Annotated in this window: 12 protein-coding genes; 10 read left to right on the forward strand and 2 right to left on the reverse strand. The window is 72.5% G+C overall.

Translation table 11 applies throughout. The features are described from left to right. Positions 1 to 83: 83 nt before the first annotated feature. Positions 84 to 1,886: a dolichyl-phosphate-mannose--protein mannosyltransferase gene (locus ACIGG8_RS33815; RefSeq protein WP_396552466.1), complete on the reverse strand. Its 1,803-nt coding sequence runs from the start codon at positions 1,884 to 1,886 to the stop codon at positions 84 to 86. A 96-nt stretch (positions 1,887 to 1,982) separates the two neighbouring features. On the opposite strand from ACIGG8_RS33815, the gene rsmI reads away from it, so the two are divergent. The 7 genes from rsmI (at position 1,983) to ACIGG8_RS33850 (ending at position 9,952) form a co-directional block, all read left to right on the forward strand. Further along, a complete protein-coding gene (gene rsmI / locus ACIGG8_RS33820) occupies positions 1,983 to 2,852 on the forward strand; it encodes a 16S rRNA (cytidine(1402)-2'-O)-methyltransferase (protein WP_350525979.1) in 870 nt (289 codons plus the stop codon). A 235-nt stretch (positions 2,853 to 3,087) separates the two neighbouring features. After that, entirely contained in the window at positions 3,088 to 3,498 is a 411-nt protein-coding gene (locus ACIGG8_RS33825; protein WP_396552467.1) for a hypothetical protein, read from the forward strand. Positions 3,499 to 3,582: 84 nt separating this feature from the next. Continuing rightward, positions 3,583 to 5,205, forward strand: coding sequence for a methionine--tRNA ligase (gene metG, locus ACIGG8_RS33830; protein WP_350525981.1), 1,623 nt, complete (start codon positions 3,583 to 3,585; stop codon positions 5,203 to 5,205). 1 nt (position 5,206) lies between these two features. Further along, a complete protein-coding gene (locus ACIGG8_RS33835) occupies positions 5,207 to 6,085 on the forward strand; it encodes a TatD family hydrolase (RefSeq protein WP_350525982.1) in 879 nt (292 codons plus the stop codon). A 63-nt stretch (positions 6,086 to 6,148) separates the two neighbouring features. Beyond that, positions 6,149 to 7,036: a 16S rRNA (adenine(1518)-N(6)/adenine(1519)-N(6))-dimethyltransferase RsmA gene (rsmA, locus tag ACIGG8_RS33840; RefSeq protein WP_350525983.1), complete on the forward strand. Its 888-nt coding sequence runs from the start codon at positions 6,149 to 6,151 to the stop codon at positions 7,034 to 7,036. After that, positions 7,033 to 7,953: a 4-(cytidine 5'-diphospho)-2-C-methyl-D-erythritol kinase gene (locus ACIGG8_RS33845; protein WP_396552468.1), complete on the forward strand. Its 921-nt coding sequence runs from the start codon at positions 7,033 to 7,035 to the stop codon at positions 7,951 to 7,953. The genes rsmA and ACIGG8_RS33845 overlap by 4 nt, the downstream gene beginning before the upstream one ends. Positions 7,954 to 8,137: 184 nt before the next feature. After that, positions 8,138 to 9,952, forward strand: a complete 1,815-nt coding sequence (locus tag ACIGG8_RS33850; protein ID WP_396552469.1) for an ABC-F family ATP-binding cassette domain-containing protein — start codon at positions 8,138 to 8,140, stop codon at positions 9,950 to 9,952. Between the two features lie 32 nt (positions 9,953 to 9,984). Here ACIGG8_RS33850 and ACIGG8_RS33855 read toward each other — a convergent pair whose 3' ends face one another. Further along, entirely contained in the window at positions 9,985 to 11,970 is a 1,986-nt protein-coding gene (locus tag ACIGG8_RS33855; RefSeq protein WP_396552470.1) for an FUSC family protein, read from the reverse strand. A 590-nt stretch (positions 11,971 to 12,560) separates the two neighbouring features. Between ACIGG8_RS33855 and ACIGG8_RS33860 the strand changes: the two genes are divergently transcribed. The 3 genes from ACIGG8_RS33860 to ACIGG8_RS33870 all read left to right on the forward strand — a co-directional run. Then, positions 12,561 to 13,046 carry a hypothetical protein gene (locus tag ACIGG8_RS33860; RefSeq protein WP_396552471.1) on the forward strand — a complete coding sequence of 162 codons (486 nt, stop codon included), beginning with the start codon at positions 12,561 to 12,563 and terminating at the stop codon, positions 13,044 to 13,046. Continuing rightward, the gene (locus ACIGG8_RS33865) at positions 13,006 to 14,745 is read left to right on the forward strand and encodes a WXG100 family type VII secretion target (protein ID WP_396552472.1); all 1,740 of its coding nucleotides are present in this window, start codon (positions 13,006 to 13,008) and stop codon (positions 14,743 to 14,745) included. The genes ACIGG8_RS33860 and ACIGG8_RS33865 overlap by 41 nt, the downstream gene beginning before the upstream one ends. A 234-nt stretch (positions 14,746 to 14,979) precedes the next feature. Then, on the forward strand, positions 14,980 to 15,330 hold a 351-nt coding region (locus ACIGG8_RS33870; RefSeq protein WP_396552473.1), incomplete at its 3' end, for a S8 family serine peptidase.

The following is a 15,330-nucleotide window of genomic DNA, read 5'->3' on the forward strand; positions in this document are numbered from 1 at the left end:
GCGCCCGCCCGCCGGCCCCCCCCGCCCCCCCCCGGCCCGGCGCCGGCGGGGGGCGGCGGGGGGGGCGGGCCCAGGCCCGGTGCTCAGATCCAGCTGTTGAACCACATCCGGCGGCGCCAGTCGTCCAGCGGGATGGTCTGGCCGGTGAAGAGCGGGTAGAAGAACAGGAAGTTCCAGACGATCAGCAGCACCAGCAGGCCGGCCGTCGCGGAGCCGACGATCCGGCGGTCCCGGGAGGCGCCGGGCGGGCCGATCAGGGCGCCGACCAGCATCGTCACCGCGAGCACCAGGAACGGGACGAAGACCACCGCGTAGAAGAGGAAGATCGTCCGCTGCTGGTAGGCGAACCACGGCAGGTAGCCCGCGGCCAGGCCGCACAGCAGCGCGCCGGCCCGCCAGTCCCGCCGGAACGCCCAGCGCCACAGGCAGTAGACCAGGGCCACCAGGGCCGTCCACCACAGCAGCGGGGTGCCGATTCCCAGCACCTCGCGGGCGCAGTCGGCGACGGTGCAGCCGGCCTGGCCCTGCTTGGCGGACTCGTAGTAGAAGGAGACCGGCCGGCCCAGCACCAGCCAGGACCAGGGGTTGGACTGGTAGGTGTGCGGGTCGCTCAGGTGGGTGTGGAACTCGTAGACCGTCGAGTGGTAGTGCCACAGGGCGCGCAGGCCCTCGGGTATCCACGGGAAGTCCGTGGAGCGACCGACCGCCCAGTCCCGGCCCCAGCCGCCCTTCCCCGGGGCGTTGCTGCTGGCGAACCAGCCCCACCAGGACGCGACGTAGACCGACAGCGAGACCACGACGACCGAGAAGAAGGCCGGCACCACGTCCCGGGCGAGCACCGCCCGGAACGGGTGCGGGGCGCCGGCCAGGCGGCGGGCGCCGACGTCCCAGAGCACGCTCATCAGGCCGAAGGCCGCCATCACGTACAGGCCGCTCCACTTGGTGGCGCAGGTCAGGCCGATGCAGACGCCGGCCGCGATCCGGTACGGGCGCCAGCCCAGGTTCACCCGCTGGGCGAGCCCGGCGTTCTCGACCCCGCCCAGCTTCCCGGCCAGCACGCCCCTGGTCCGGTCGCGGTCCAGCAGCAGGAAGCCGAAGGCGGCGACGATCCAGAACATCACCACCAGGTCGAGCAGGGCGGCCCGGCTGAGGACCAGGTGCAGGCCGTCCACCGAGAGCAGCAGGCCGGCCACGCAGCCCAGCAGGGTCGAGCGGAACATCCGGCGGGCGATCCGGGCCAGCATCAGCACCGACAGGGTGCCGAGCAGGGCCACCGCGAAGCGCCAGCCGAAGGGGTTCATGCCGAACAGCTGCTCGCCGAAGCCGATGATCCACTTGCCCACCGGCGGGTGCACCACGTACGAGGCCGTCTCCCGGTACGGGACGGCCGCGCCCGGCGTCATGATCGTCGTGTTGGCGTCCTCGGGCCAGCTGATCTCGTAGCCGCCCTGCCAGAGCGCGTACGCGTCCTTGGCGTAGTACGTCTCGTCGAAGATGATCGCGTTCGGCCGGCCCAGGTCGGTGAACCGCAGGAGCCCGGCGAACACCGCCACCGCGATCGGGCCCAGCCAGCCGGACCAGCGGCACAGGAAGTACCAGAGGCCCTGCGGCAGCGAGATGCCGAGCCGCAGCAGCAGCGGTGACTGCGGCACGTCGCGCGGGGTCACACCGGGGCCGTCCGGCATCGGCGGCACCAGGCGCTCGGCCAGTGGCACCGTCGGGCGGGCGCGGTAGCCGTGGCCGGCCAGCCGCTCGCGCCAGGTCGGCGCCGCGGGGGCGGCGACGGACTCCGCCGGGCGCGGGGACGGCAGGCCGACGCCGCCCCACGCGGAGTGGTCCGTACCGGTGGACGTCTGGGCCGCCGTGTCGCCGTTCATCCGCCACATCGTAGGCGCGCTCTTCGCACGGGCGTCCGCTCCCTCGGAAGCTGCCCGAATCATCACCAAAAGCCCCGCGCGGCGGCAGCTGGAAGGATGGGGGACGTGACAGGAGTTTTGGTTCTCGCAGGCACCCCCATCGGCGACGTCTCGGACGCCCCGCCCCGACTGGTCCACGAACTGGCCACGGCGGACGTCATCGCGGCCGAGGACACCCGCCGGCTGCGCCGGCTCACCCAGGCGCTCGGGGTGACCCCGGCCGGCCGGGTCGTCTCCTACTTCGAGGGCAACGAGGTCGGTCGCACCCCCGAACTCGTCGAGGCGCTGACGGGCGGTGCCCGGGTGCTGCTGGTCACCGACGCCGGCATGCCCTCGGTCTCCGACCCCGGCTACCGGCTGGTCGCCGCGGCCGTCGAGGCGGACGTGAAGGTCACCGCGGTGCCCGGACCGTCCGCGGTGCTCACCGCGCTCGCGCTGTCCGGCCTGCCGGTCGACCGCTTCACCTTCGAGGGCTTCCTCCCGCGCAAGACCGGCGACCGGGCCCGGCAGCTCGCCTCGATCGCCGCCGAGCCGCGCACCATGGTCTTCTTCGAGGCGCCGCACCGCATCGCCGAGGCGCTGGCCGCGATGGCCGAGGCTTTCGGGCCGGAACGCCCGGCCGCCGTCTGCCGGGAGCTCACCAAGACCTACGAGGAGGTCAAGCGCGGGCCGATCGGCGAGCTGGCGGCCTGGGCGGCCGACGGCGTCAAGGGCGAGATCACCGTCGTCGTCGCCGGCGCCCCGCCGGCCGCGCCGCAGGAGCTGACCCCGGCCGAGCTGGCCCGGCTGGTGGCCGTGCGCGAGGAGGCGGGGGAGCGGCGCAAGGAGGCCATCGCGGCGGTCGCGGTCGAGCTCTCGCTGCCCAAGCGCGAGGTGTTCGACGCCGTCGTGGCGGCCAAGAAGGAGGGGCTGGACCCGGGCCTGAAAAAGGGGTGAAATCCGGGGGTTGCGTTGCGCACGGGTAGTCGTACCTTGGAGGGAAGGCCCCGGTAAACGCCCGTGGAGCTGAAGTTTCGGTCGCGGTTTTCGGTCCCGGGGAGGCCCTTCGTATAGGGCTCCCCAACCCGCATCCAAGTCTTCACAAGTGGGGCGTCGGCCGAGGTGGTCCGGGCATTTCCTGGGAAGGAAAGACCCAGCCGGGCGAGCGCCCGGCGGGCGCTGGGAGACGGCTATGAGCGAGACGATCGGTAGCCCCCTGAGCACCGCGGGCCTGGCCGGCCGCGGGCACACTCCCGTCGAGACCGTACGGGAGGCCTACTCCTTCGCGTGCCTGCGCTGCGGGTACGGATGGGAGCAGGCGTACGACATCGAGCACCACGCGGCCAAGGACGGGCACGTCGTGTTCGAGTACCACGCCAACGGTGTCCGGGTGCCGTCCCCGCTCCTCAAGCCGACCTGCCCCGGGTGCGGTGGCCACACCGTCCGGATCATGCGCGAGGGCCGGGTGGCCTCCGCCGACCAGCTCTGGCACCACTCCCCGGGCTACCCGGCGCACGCCGAGCCGGCCGGGCCGCCCCCGGCGCCCGAGCCCGCCAAGCCGCGCGGACGCTGGGCCCGGTTCTGGGCACGGCTCCTGGGCTGACGCCGCAGGGCAGGGACGGACCGCCCCCGACCGGGACGGAACTCGGTCGAGGGCGGTCCGCCCGCCCGACTAAGCTTTCCGACCATGGCGGCCACTGCAGACCACAGCACCACCGGGACGAGCGCCCCGGCGTACTACGTTTCCACCCCGATCTACTACGTCAACGATCGCCCGCACCTGGGCCACGCGTACACCACCGTGGCGGGCGACGTCCTCACCCGCTGGCACCGCCAGCGCGGCGAGAAGGTGTGGTACCTGACCGGCACCGACGAGCACGGTCAGAAGATCATGCGGACCGCCGAGGCGAACGGCGTCAGCCCGCAGGAGTGGTGCGACAAGCTGGTCGAGGAGGCCTGGAAGCCGCTCTGGGAGCACCTGGAGATCGCCAACGACGACTTCATCCGCACCACCCAGCAGCGCCACACCGACCGCGTGCAGGAGTTCGTCCAGGACCTGTACGACAAGGGCGAGATCTACAAGGGCGGCTACTCCGGCCCGTACTGCGTCGGCTGCGAGGAGTACAAGCTCCCCAACGAGCTGCTCGACGGGGCCACCGCGGACGAGAAGCTCTGCCCGATCCACAAGAAGCCGGTGGAGTGGCTGGAGGAGGAGAACTACTTCTTCCGGCTGTCGGCCTACGGCGAGAAGCTGCTGGAGTTCTACGCCGCGAACCCCGGCTTCATCGCCCCCGAGTCCGCCCGCAACGAGGTGCTGCGGTTCGTCGAGCAGGGCCTGCAGGACCTCTCGATCTCCCGCTCCACCTTCAACTGGGGCGTGCCGCTGCCCTGGGACGAGAAGCACGTCCTCTACGTGTGGGTCGACGCGCTGCAGAACTACATCACCGCGGCCGGCTACGGCAGCGACCCGGAGCGCTTCGCCGAGCTGTGGCCGGCCTCCGTCCACCTGGTCGGCAAGGACATCCTCCGCTTCCACGCCGTCATCTGGCCCGCCATGCTGATGGCGGCCGGCCTGCCGCTGCCCAAGCGCGTCGTGGCCAACGGCTGGCTGATGGTCGGCGGCGAGAAGATGTCGAAGTCCAACCTGACCGGCATCGCGCCCACCGACCTGACCTCGCACTTCGGCGTGGACGCGTACCGCTACTACTTCCTGCGGGCGATCCCGTTCGGCACGGACGGCTCGTTCTCCTGGGAGGACTTCACAGCCCGCTACACCTCCGAGCTCGCCAACGACTTCGGCAACCTGGCCTCCCGGGTCGCCGCGATGGTCGGCAAGTACTTCGACGGGGCGCTGCCCGCCGCCACCGCGCCCGGTGACGCCGAGCAGGCCGTCGCGGACGGGCTGGCCAAGGCCGTCGAGACAGCCGACCGGAAGATCGGCGAGGAGCTGGACTTCGCCGGCGGCCTGGCGGCGATCTTCGAGTTCGTCAAGCAGGTCAACGGCTACATCACCGAGCAGGAGCCCTGGAAGGTCGCCAAGGACGACTCGGAGGAGGGCCGGGCGCGCCTCGCGACCATCCTCTACACCGCCGCCGAGTCGCTGCGCGCCACCGCCGTCCTGCTCAACCCGGTGATGCCGTCCACCGCCGAGAAGCTGTGGGCCTCGCTCGGCGCCGACGCCGCCGGGCTGGGCGCGCTGTCCGCGCAGACCATCGCCACCGTGGCCGACTGGGGCCGGCTGCCCGCCGGCGCCACCGTCACCAAGGGCGAGATCCTCTTCCCGCGCCTCGAAGAGAAGCCGGCCGCCTGACATGGCCGCCAAGGACGACGACCGGTCGACCCCGCCGCCGCTGCCGGAACCCCTGGCAGTGGCGGTGGCCGACTCGCACACCCACCTCGACATGCAGTCCGGCACCCCGGCCGAAGGCCTGGCCCGCGCCGCCTCCGTCGGGGTCACCACAGTGGTCCAGGTGGGCTGCGACGTGCCCGGTTCGCGCTGGGCCGCCGAGCTGGCGGCCCAGTACGAGCAGGTACACGCGGCCGTCGCCCTGCACCCGAACGAGGCGCCGCGGATCTTCCTCGGCGACGCGGACGGCTGGTCCGGCCAGCAGCGCAAGGCCGGCGGCGCCGCCGCCCTGGACGAGGCGCTCGCCGAGATCGACCGGCTCGCCGCCCTGCCGCAGGTGCTGGCGGTCGGCGAGACCGGGCTCGACTACTTCCGCACCGGGCCGGAGGGCGTGGAGATCCAGAAGGAGTCGTTCCGCCGCCACATCGAGATGGCCAAGCGGCACGGCAAGGCCCTGGTCATCCACGACCGGGACGCCCACGAGGACGTCATCGCCGTCCTGCTGGCCGAAGGCGCCCCGGAGCGGACCGTCTTCCACTGCTACTCCGGCGACGCCGAGATGGCCAAGACCTGCGCCGAGCACGGCTGGTACCTGTCCTTCGCGGGGCCGGTCACCTTCAAGGCCAACCAGCCGCTGCGGGACGCGCTGCTCGCCACCCCGCTCGACCGGATCCTGGTCGAGACCGACGCCCCCTTCCTCACCCCGCACCCCTACCGCGGCCGGCCCAACGCCCCGTACCTGATACCGGTCACGGTGCGCTCGATGGCCGCCACCCTGGGGCTGCACGAGGACGAGCTGTCGGCGGCCGTCGCGGAGAACACGGCGCGGGCCTTCGGGTACTGACACGCGGCACGGGGCCCCGGGTGCCCGGAACCCGGGCCCCGCCCGCCCCCGTATCCTTGGCGCGTGAGCACCACCGACCCCACCCCTGACAGCCACCTGCTGGGCGCCGCCGACATCCGGGAGCTGGCGGCCGCGTTCGGCGTGAAGCCGACCAAGCAGCGCGGACAGAACTTCGTCATCGACGGCAACACCGTGCGGCGCATCGTCCGGGCCGCCGAAGTGACCGAGCAGGACGCGGTGGTGGAGGTCGGGCCGGGGCTCGGCTCGCTGACGCTCGCGCTGCTCGACGTGGCGCGGCACGTGACCGCGGTCGAGATCGATCCCGTGCTGGCGCAGCACCTCCCGGACACCGTCGCGGCCCGGATGCCCGCCAAGGCGGACGCCTTCGACCTGGTGTTCAGCGACGCCATGGAGGTCACCGAGCTGCCCGGGCCCGCGCCCACCGCGCTCGTCGCCAACCTCCCGTACAACGTGGCCGTGCCCGTCCTGCTGCACATGCTCGCCACCTTCCCGAGCATCGAGCGGACCCTGGTGATGGTGCAGAGCGAGGTCGCCGACCGGCTCGCCGCCAAGCCGGGCAACAAGGTGTACGGCGTCCCGTCGGTCAAGGCCAACTGGTACGCCGACGTGAAGCGGGCCGGCGCCATCGGGCGGAACGTCTTCTGGCCCGCCCCCAACGTCGACTCCGGGCTGGTCTCGCTGATCCGCCGCGAGCCGCCGAAGACCAGCGCCAGCCGCGCGGAGGTCTTCGCCGTCGTCGACGCCGCGTTCGCCCAGCGACGCAAGACCCTGCGCGCCGCCCTGGCCGGCTGGGCCGGCTCCGCCGCCGGGGCCGAGCAGGCGCTCGCCGCCGCCGGGATCGACCACAAGCTGCGCGGCGAGATGCTGACCGTGGAGCAGTTCGCCGCCATCGCCGAGCACAAGCCCCAGAAGGACAAGGACAGCGAGTGATCACCGTACGGGTGCCGGCCAAGGTCAACGTCCAGCTGGGGGTCGGCGGCCTGCGCGCCGACGGCTTCCACGACCTGACCAACGTCTTCTTCGCCGTCGCCCTCGGCGACGAGGTCACCGCCACCCCGGGTGAGGGCGTCACCCTGACCTGCTCCGGGCCGGACGCCGCCGTCGTCCCGCTCGACGACAGCAACCTCGCCGCCCGCGCCGCCCGGCTGCTCGCCGCCCACCACGGCATCGCCGACCCGGGCGTGCACCTGCACATCGCCAAGGCCATCCCGGTGGCCGGCGGCATGGCCGGCGGCAGCGCCGACGGTGCGGCCGCGCTGGTCGCCTGCGACGCACTGTGGCAGCTGGACACCCCGTTCGAGACGCTGCTGGAACTGGCCGCGGAGCTGGGGTCGGACGTGCCGTTCGCCCTGCTCGGAGGGGTCGCGCTGGGCCGCGGCCGGGGCGAGATCCTGGAACCGCTCGCCGTCGAGGGCACCTACCACTGGGTCTTCGCCGTCGCCGACGGCGGCCTGTCCACCCCCGCCGTCTTCCGCGAGTGCGACCGGCTCCGCGAAGACGCCGGCACCGGCTCCAGCGACACCGACGTCCCCACCCCCGCCGCCGACCCGGCCCTGCTCGCCGCACTCGCCGGAGGCGACGCCGTCGCCCTGGCCGGCGTGCTCGTCAACGACCTCCAGCCCGCCGCGCTCTCGCTGCGCCCCTCGCTCGCGGACACCCTGCGGGCCGGCACCGAAGCGGGCGCCCTCGGGGCACTGGTCTCCGGCTCCGGACCGACCTGCGCCTTCCTCGCCAAGGACGCCGACGCGGCCGCCGCCGTCGCCGCGGCGCTGCGGGCCTCCGGCACCTGCCGGACGGCGCACGCGACCTACGGGCCGGTGCCGGGGGCCGCGCTGCTCGCGGAGTAACGGGGCGGTGCCGGGGGCCGCGCTGCTCGCGGAGTAACGGGGCGGGCGGCGCGGGGAGGCGTCGGCGCTGCAGCAGCGCGGTGAGGCCGTCGCTGCGGGCCCATTAGGCTGGGGAGATCGGGGTGTCCCCGATTCAGGGGCGGCGGGCCGCCCCGCGACCGCCGAACCCAGGAGCGCAGCACACGTGGCCGTCAACCTCGCCACCATCGAGTCCGTCACGAAGGTCTACGGCACCCGCACCCTGCTGGACGCGGTCAGCCTGGGCGTCAGCGACGGCGACCGGATCGGCGTCGTCGGCCGCAATGGCGACGGCAAGACCACCCTGATCCGGATGCTCGCCAAGCTGGAGGAGCCCGACAGCGGTCGGATCACCCACTCCGGCGGGCTGCAGATGGCCGTCCTCACCCAGCACGACTCGCTCGACCCCGAGGCCACCATCCGCCACGAGGTGATCGCCGACCGGGCCGACCACGAGTGGCTCGGCGACGCCCGGATCCGCGACATCATCGAAGGCCTCTTCGGCGGCCTCGACCTGCCCGGCTTCGCCGACGGCCTGGACACCGTCATCGGCCCGCTCTCCGGTGGCGAGCGCCGCCGGATCGCCCTCGCCAAGCTGCTGCTCGGCTCGCCCGACCTGATCGTCCTCGACGAGCCCACCAACCACCTCGACGTCGAGGGCATCAACTGGCTCGCCGAGCACCTGCAGAAGCGCCGCTCCGCGCTGGTCTGCGTCACCCACGACCGCTGGTTCCTCGACCAGGTCTGCACCCGGATGTGGGACGTCCAGCACGGCGAGGTCCACGAGTACGAGGGCGGCTACTCCGACTACGTCTTCGCCCGCGCCGAGCGCTCCCGGATCGAGGCCGTCGAGGAGCAGAAGCGCCAGAACCTGGCCCGCAAGGAACTCGCCTGGCTGCGCCGCGGCGCCCCCGCCCGCACCTCCAAGCCGCGCTACCGCATCGAGGCGGCCAACGCGCTGATCGCCGACGTGCCGGACCCGCGCGACAAGTCCGAGCTGATGAAGTTCGCCAACGCGCGGCTCGGCAAGACCGTCTTCGACCTGGAGGGCGTGACCGTCAAGGCCGGCCCGAAGCTGCTCCTGGAGAACCTCACCTGGCAGCTCGGCCCCGGCGACCGGATCGGCCTGCTCGGCGTCAACGGCGCCGGCAAGACCTCGCTGCTGCGCGCCCTGCGCGACGCATACGCGAGCGAGGGCGACGTGCAGCCCGCGTCCGGCGTCATCAAGGTCGGCAAGACCGTGCGGCTGGCCTACCTGTCGCAGGAGGTCGCCGAGCTGGACCCGACGATCCGGGTGCTGCAGGCCGTCGAGCAGGTCCGCTCGCGGGTCGACCTCGGCAAGGGCCGGGAGATGAGCGCCGGCCAGCTGTGCGAGCAGTTCGGCTTCGGCAAGGACAAGCAGTGGACGCCCCTCGGCGACCTGTCCGGTGGCGAGCGCCGCCGCCTCCAGCTGCTGCGGCTGCTGATGGACGAGCCCAACGTGCTGTTCCTCGACGAGCCGACCAACGACCTGGACATCGAGACGCTCAACCAGCTGGAGGACCTCCTCGACGGCTGGCCCGGCTCGATGGTCGTCATCAGCCACGACCGCTTCTTCATCGAGCGGACGACGGACGTCGTCCACGCCCTGCTCGGCGACAAGAAGATGCGGATGCTGCCGAACGGCGTGGACGAGTACCTGGAGCGGCGGGCCCGGATGGCCGCCCAGGCCGCCCCCGCCCCCGCCGCCGCTGCCCCGGTGGCCGAGACCGCTGCTTCCGGGCTGTCCGGCGGGGACCTGCGGGCGGCCAAGAAGGAGATGCAGAAGCTGGAGCGGCAGATCGCCAAGCTGGACGAGAAGGAGTCCAAGCTGCACGCCCAACTCGCCGAGCACGCCGCCGACTTCTCCAAGGTCGCGGAGCTGGACGCGCAGCTGCGCGCGGTCCGGGACGAGAAGGAGGAGCTGGAGATGAGCTGGCTGGAGCTGGCCGAGCAGGTCTGAGTCGTTCCGAGTCGTGTGAGCCGGCGGTCGCGCTAGCCCCCGGCCAGCAGCATTTCGAGCTCGTCCGCCGCACGGCCCAGCGCGCTGAGCGTGGGGTCGTGCGGCGTGTCGTGCGGTGTGTCGTGCGGCGTGCTCGGACCGGCTGCGTGTCCCGGTGCGGTCGTACGGTCGGTCGGTGTGGTCGGCGGACGGTGCGCGCGGGCGGCGGCGGTCAGCTCGTCCAGCGCCCGGCGCACCCGGTCGACCTCGGCCGGGTCCGGCACCCGGCCGCCGTACCGGACCTGCGCCGCGAACGCCGCCACCGCGCCGCCCAGCCGCTCCAGCGCCGCCGTCGTCGGCAGCCACCGCTCCGCCAGCCGGCCGGTCGGCGGCGGTTCGACCAGCCCCTGCTGCACCTCCTGGCGGGCATCCGCCAGTGACCGGTAGGCGGTACGCCGCAGCCACACCTCCGCCCGCTCGGCGCGTCCGGCGGTGACCGCGTCGAGGTAGGCCCGCAGCGCCGTCGTCGCCGTCACCAACCGGGGCTCGATCCGGTGGCGCGGCCGCTCGGGCCACAGCAGGTACCCGAAGAGCAGGACGACCGCACTGGCCAGGACCGAGTCCAGGACCCGCGGCCGGAACTCCGCCGCGCCGCTCTGACCGCCGAGTTGGATCAGGACCAGCGCCATCGGCGTCATCACCACGGTGTTCAGCCCGTAGTGCGCCGCCGTGGCGTACGGCAACAGGGCCACGCAGAGCGCGGCGACCACCGCCAGCGCCCACTCCTCGGTGGTCAGCACGAGCAGCGCCGCGGTGACGGCCACCCCGAGCACCGTGCCGACCGACCGGCTCACCGCCCGCAGGAACACCGACCCCAGGTCCGGCTTCAGCACGAAGGCGATCGTCATCGGCACCCAGTAGCTCTTGCCGAGCGGGTAGTTGGCGGTGACCGCCGAGCCGACCGCGATGCACAGCGCCACTCGCAGCCCGTACCGCACCGACGGCCCGGACAGCAGGCGCACCCGCAGCCGCCAGGGATCGGGCGCAGGCGCGGGCGCCGTACCGAGCTGCGCGTCGCGGCCCGCCACCGTGTCGGCGGCGGCCCGCAGGGCCACGTCCAGGGCCTGCCGGGCCGGCGTGTCCGGCCGCCACCCGGGGACCGCGACCTCGCCGCCACCGCGCCGCACCGCCGCCGCGAGACGGTTCGGCACCTCCGCCACCTCCGGCGGCACCGGGCGCCGGGCCCACAACAGGCCCGTCGCCGCCTCGGTGGCGGCGAGGGCGGCCTCGTACATGCGGCTCGTCGGGTCCGTCGGGCCGTTCGGGCCGGTAAGGCCGGTCGGGAGGTTCGGGCCCTTGGTGTGCCTCCTGGCCCTTCCGGGCAGGAGATCCTGGAACTGGTTCAGGCGGGCCGTCAGCACCCGGCGCGAAGCCACCGCCCGCGGCGTGCCCAGGTCGGCCAGCGTCCGGCCGAGCGCGTCGTACGCGGCGGCGAGCGCCCGGTTGCGCGGATCCGACGCAGGCCGACCCGGCGCCCCCGCCGGCAACCCGAGCAGCACCACGAACCCGGCCCCGGCCAGCATCATCGGCGCCGCCGCCCACCACGGCCCCGGCAACGGCATCCCGCTCCCCAGCGCGGCGGACACCAGCAGCAGCATCCCGGCCGCCGACCCCCGCGGACCCGTCGCGCTCAGGGCGCCGGAAGCGAAAGCCGTCAACGTCAGTGCGACGCCCAGGGTGAGACCGTCGGCGTCGGCGCGCTGGAGAGCGGTGCCGAGCAGCATGCCCAGCGCGGAGGCGAGGACGGCCGTCCCGATCCGGGCCGCCCGCAGCCGCGACGGCTCGGCACGGTCGTTCATCGTCGCGTGCATCGCCCCGAGCCCGGCGAACACCCCCAGATCCAGCCGGTGCACCAGCAGACCCACCGCCAACGGCACCGCCATGCCCGCCGCCGCCCGAGCCATCAGCGCCAGCGGCAACGGCGGCCGCGCGGGCCGCACGGCGCGGGCCCACCAGGACACGGCGTTCGGGGAGCTCATGCGGACACGTCCGTTCTGCGGCCTGGAGTCGCTGCTGTGCGACATTGCGCGGCAGATGGGGCGTACCGGATCAGTCTACCCAGCAGCCCGGAAGGCGGGTTGTACGTGTCAAGTTCGTACCGATCGCGTACGCGCGGGCCAAGGGCCCTGCCGATGCGACAGAGGTGATGGCTACGATGACGGAGGCGAAAACCGCCCACAGGGCGGGCGGTTCGCCGACCAGGACGGTACGGCGACTGCACGAACCAGAAGTTGACGGTGTGTTGCGTTGCGGCACGGAAGCCCCCGGGTGCCGGGGAGCGACCGGCCGTACGGGGGAGAGGTGAACTGCTGTGGCAGGCAATGGTGCATCAAGTTCGGGGACGCCGACTCCGTCGGCGAGCCCTTCGGCGAGTCCGTCCCCGAGCCCGTCGGGGACCCCTGCGCCGAGTTCCACGCCGAGCCCCTCGCCGAGCCCGGCTCCGAGCCCGACTCCGACCTCCTCGGCGAGTCCGTCGCCGAATCCTTCGCCCAGTCCTTCGCCGACTCCCGACCCGAGCACCCCGGGCACCGACCCGAACACCCCGGCGGGCCCGGACGACACGCCGTTCATGCTGAGCGACCCGTTCGGCCCCTTCGGCTTCGGCATCAACCGCGTCGTCAGCACCGTGCAGACGAACTTCAGTGCCAACGACCTGGTGTCGGCGTTCGGCAAGCAGGACGTCAAGGTGGAGCTGCAGACGCTCTCCAACTTCGCGGCGAAGGTCGAGGCACTGCTCGCCGCGATGGAGGGCTCGGCGGCCGCGCCGTACAAGCTCGAAGAGCAGAAGTTGAGCCAGGCGAGCTTCGTCAGCGGGGGAAGCCCCGGATCGTTCACCGAGGCGGTGGCCCTGACCACCGCGTACGGCAAGGTCCACTCGCAGCTCGTGAGGTTCCACAAGGAAATCAAGGCCCAGATCGAGGCGATGCAGACCGCGGTCACGAAGACCGGCGGCGCCTACTCGACCAACGAGGACCACACCACGGCGGCTCAGAACGCGGTCGCGCAGGGCGCGGGTGTCAACTCGCCAGCAACGACGGACAACACGAAGCTCTGACGGCGTTGCGGGGAGAGACTTACGGGGAGACGGGGAGCAGGTAATGGCAGGAGAATCGAAGTACCACGGGATGGAGCACGCCGAACTCAGGGAGTTCGTCGTGTCGACGCAGCCGGACATGGTGTTGAAGCGGGCCGCCCAGCTTCAGGACGCCGGTCGTGTTCTGACGGAGCTCAGCACGGCTCTCCAGGGACACCTCGGCCAGGTCCACTGGGAAGGACCGGCAGCTGAGAACTTCAAGACCTGGGTCGGAAATCTGTACAAGTCCGCGGCGATCATCGGGCAGCACTCGGCGACCGCCGGTGGTGCGATGACCCAGGCCGGTGAGGCACTCAGCACCGCCAAGGTCGCGATGCCTCCGGTGCCCACGAGTGCGGTGGACTTGGTTGCCAGGTACGAGCGGCAGCAGACTCCCGCTGGTGTGGCGGCAAAGCTCGCGGTCGGTCAGACGATCGACCAGTACATGAAGAGCAGCAACACACCGGCGGGTGACGCCTGGATCACCGAGGCCGCATACAAGGAAGCCAAGGCGACGGTCGAGAAGGAGCACCAAGAGGCCAGCCGCCAGGTGGTGAACCTGGCCCAGGCCTACAGCGCGGCGACGACGACGCTGAACGGGATTCCCGAGGATGTGACGCTTCCGGGGACGCCCGGGGGTGATGCCAGCAAGGGTGGCCTCCCTGAATACTCGGGAGGCGGTGGCTACAGCGGTGGTTACGGCAGCTCCCTCCGTAGCCCTCGTACGAGTGGCGGTAGCGTCGGCGGTGGCTCCAAGTCGTCCGGCGGGGGCAACTACGGCGGCGGTTCGGTGACGCCGTACCACCCCGGGTCGGGTTCCACCGGGCCCTCCGGTGGGGGCAACACGACCCCGACTCCTCCGTACAGCGGCGGCCAGTTGCCTTCCAACCCGCAGGACCCGGGTACCTCGACCCCGCCGTCCCACCCGTCGGACCCGGTCAACCGTCCGGGCACCGGGCTGGACAGCATTCCGACCGCGCCGCCGACCCAGACCGGTCCGGGCGGCGGCCCCGTGCCGACGGGCGGACCGACCACCGTTCCGACTTACCCGACCGGTCCCACCGGACCGGGCGGAGGGCCCAACACCCCCGGTGGGGGCCCCGTGCCCGGCTTCCCGGTCGTGCCCGGCGGCGGTTCGGTCCAGACCAAGGGCGGGGGCAGCGACTACCTGCCCGGCAAGGGTGGCAGCGTCAACCCCCGCACTCCCTTCGGCGGCCAGACGCCCGGGAAGGGCGGCACCCCGGGCATTCCCTCCGGGACGGTCTTCGGTTCGCGTGAAGCGGGACCGGGTGGCGGCCGGGTCGGCGGGCAGAACGGCATGAACGGCATGGGCATGCACCCGGGCATGGGTGGCGGTCACGGTGCCGTCGGCGGGGGCGGCGGCTCGCGTGGCCGGGGCCTGGCCTCGACCACCGGTGGCACGGTCGGCGGCCGCAAGGGGCCGACCGCCGGCGGTGAGTTCACGCCCGGCGGTACCGGCCTGCGCAACCGCGCGGCCGCAGCGGGAGCCGCCGAGGCCGGCGCCGCCCGATCCGGGCAGAACGGCATGATGGCACCGGGGATGGCAGGTCACGGCAACCGGAAGGAACGTGACCGCCGCAACCGCGCGGACTACCTGCACGAGGACGAGGAGACCTGGACCAGCGGTACGCCGGACAGCAACCCGGACGTGGTTGAGTAGGACGGCAACGACTGCCCGGCCACTGGGCTTTCCCAGTGGCCGGGCAGGCTTGTTCGGGGCGCTGGTCTTACTGGCGGGGACTGACGAGGAGCTGTGATGGGGCGGACAAAGTCGCGAGTACGTGGTCAGGGGCTTGCTGCGGCGCTCCTGGTTGCGGGGGTACTGACAGGCTCAGCCGCACTCCCAGCATCCGCCGCCGACTCGATTCGCGCGGATCAGTGGCATCTGGACGCCATGCATGCCGCAGAGATGTGGAAGGTGTCCCAAGGGCAGGGCATCACGGTTGCCGTCATCGATGATGGATTCAAGCTCGACCATCCGGATCTCGTGGGGCAGTTCCTGCCGGGTAAAGATTTCAGCGGTGGCCCGGGTGGGGTTGGCTCCTACGCCGATGGGCACGGTACCCAGATGGTGGGGCTCATTGCGGGAACGGGGAAGGCCAATGGGGGCAAGGGAGCTTACGGATTGGCGCCTGGGGTCAAGATCCTCCCCCTGAAGATCAACAACGGCTCCGCCGGCGCTCTCGTATCGACTGATTTCCTGGATCAAATCGGGCAGGCTGTGACATATGCAGTAGACCAGGGA

Origin of the sequence: Kitasatospora sp. NPDC085464 (assembly GCF_044541955.1) — a bacterium.
Taxonomy (GTDB): domain Bacteria; phylum Actinomycetota; class Actinomycetes; order Streptomycetales; family Streptomycetaceae; genus Kitasatospora.

Coding starts and splice junctions, on each gene's coding strand:
- metG (WP_350525981.1), top strand. CDS start 3,583: ATGGCGGCCACTGCAGACCACAGCACCACCGGGACGAGCGCCCCGGCG.
- ACIGG8_RS33815 (WP_396552466.1), bottom strand. CDS start 1,886: ATGTGGCGGATGAACGGCGACACGGCGGCCCAGACGTCCACCGGTACG.
- ACIGG8_RS33825 (WP_396552467.1), top strand. CDS start 3,088: ATGAGCGAGACGATCGGTAGCCCCCTGAGCACCGCGGGCCTGGCCGGC.
- ACIGG8_RS33855 (WP_396552470.1), bottom strand. CDS start 11,970: ATGAGCTCCCCGAACGCCGTGTCCTGGTGGGCCCGCGCCGTGCGGCCC.
- ACIGG8_RS33835 (WP_350525982.1), top strand. CDS start 5,207: ATGGCCGCCAAGGACGACGACCGGTCGACCCCGCCGCCGCTGCCGGAA.
- ACIGG8_RS33860 (WP_396552471.1), top strand. CDS start 12,561: ATGCTGAGCGACCCGTTCGGCCCCTTCGGCTTCGGCATCAACCGCGTC.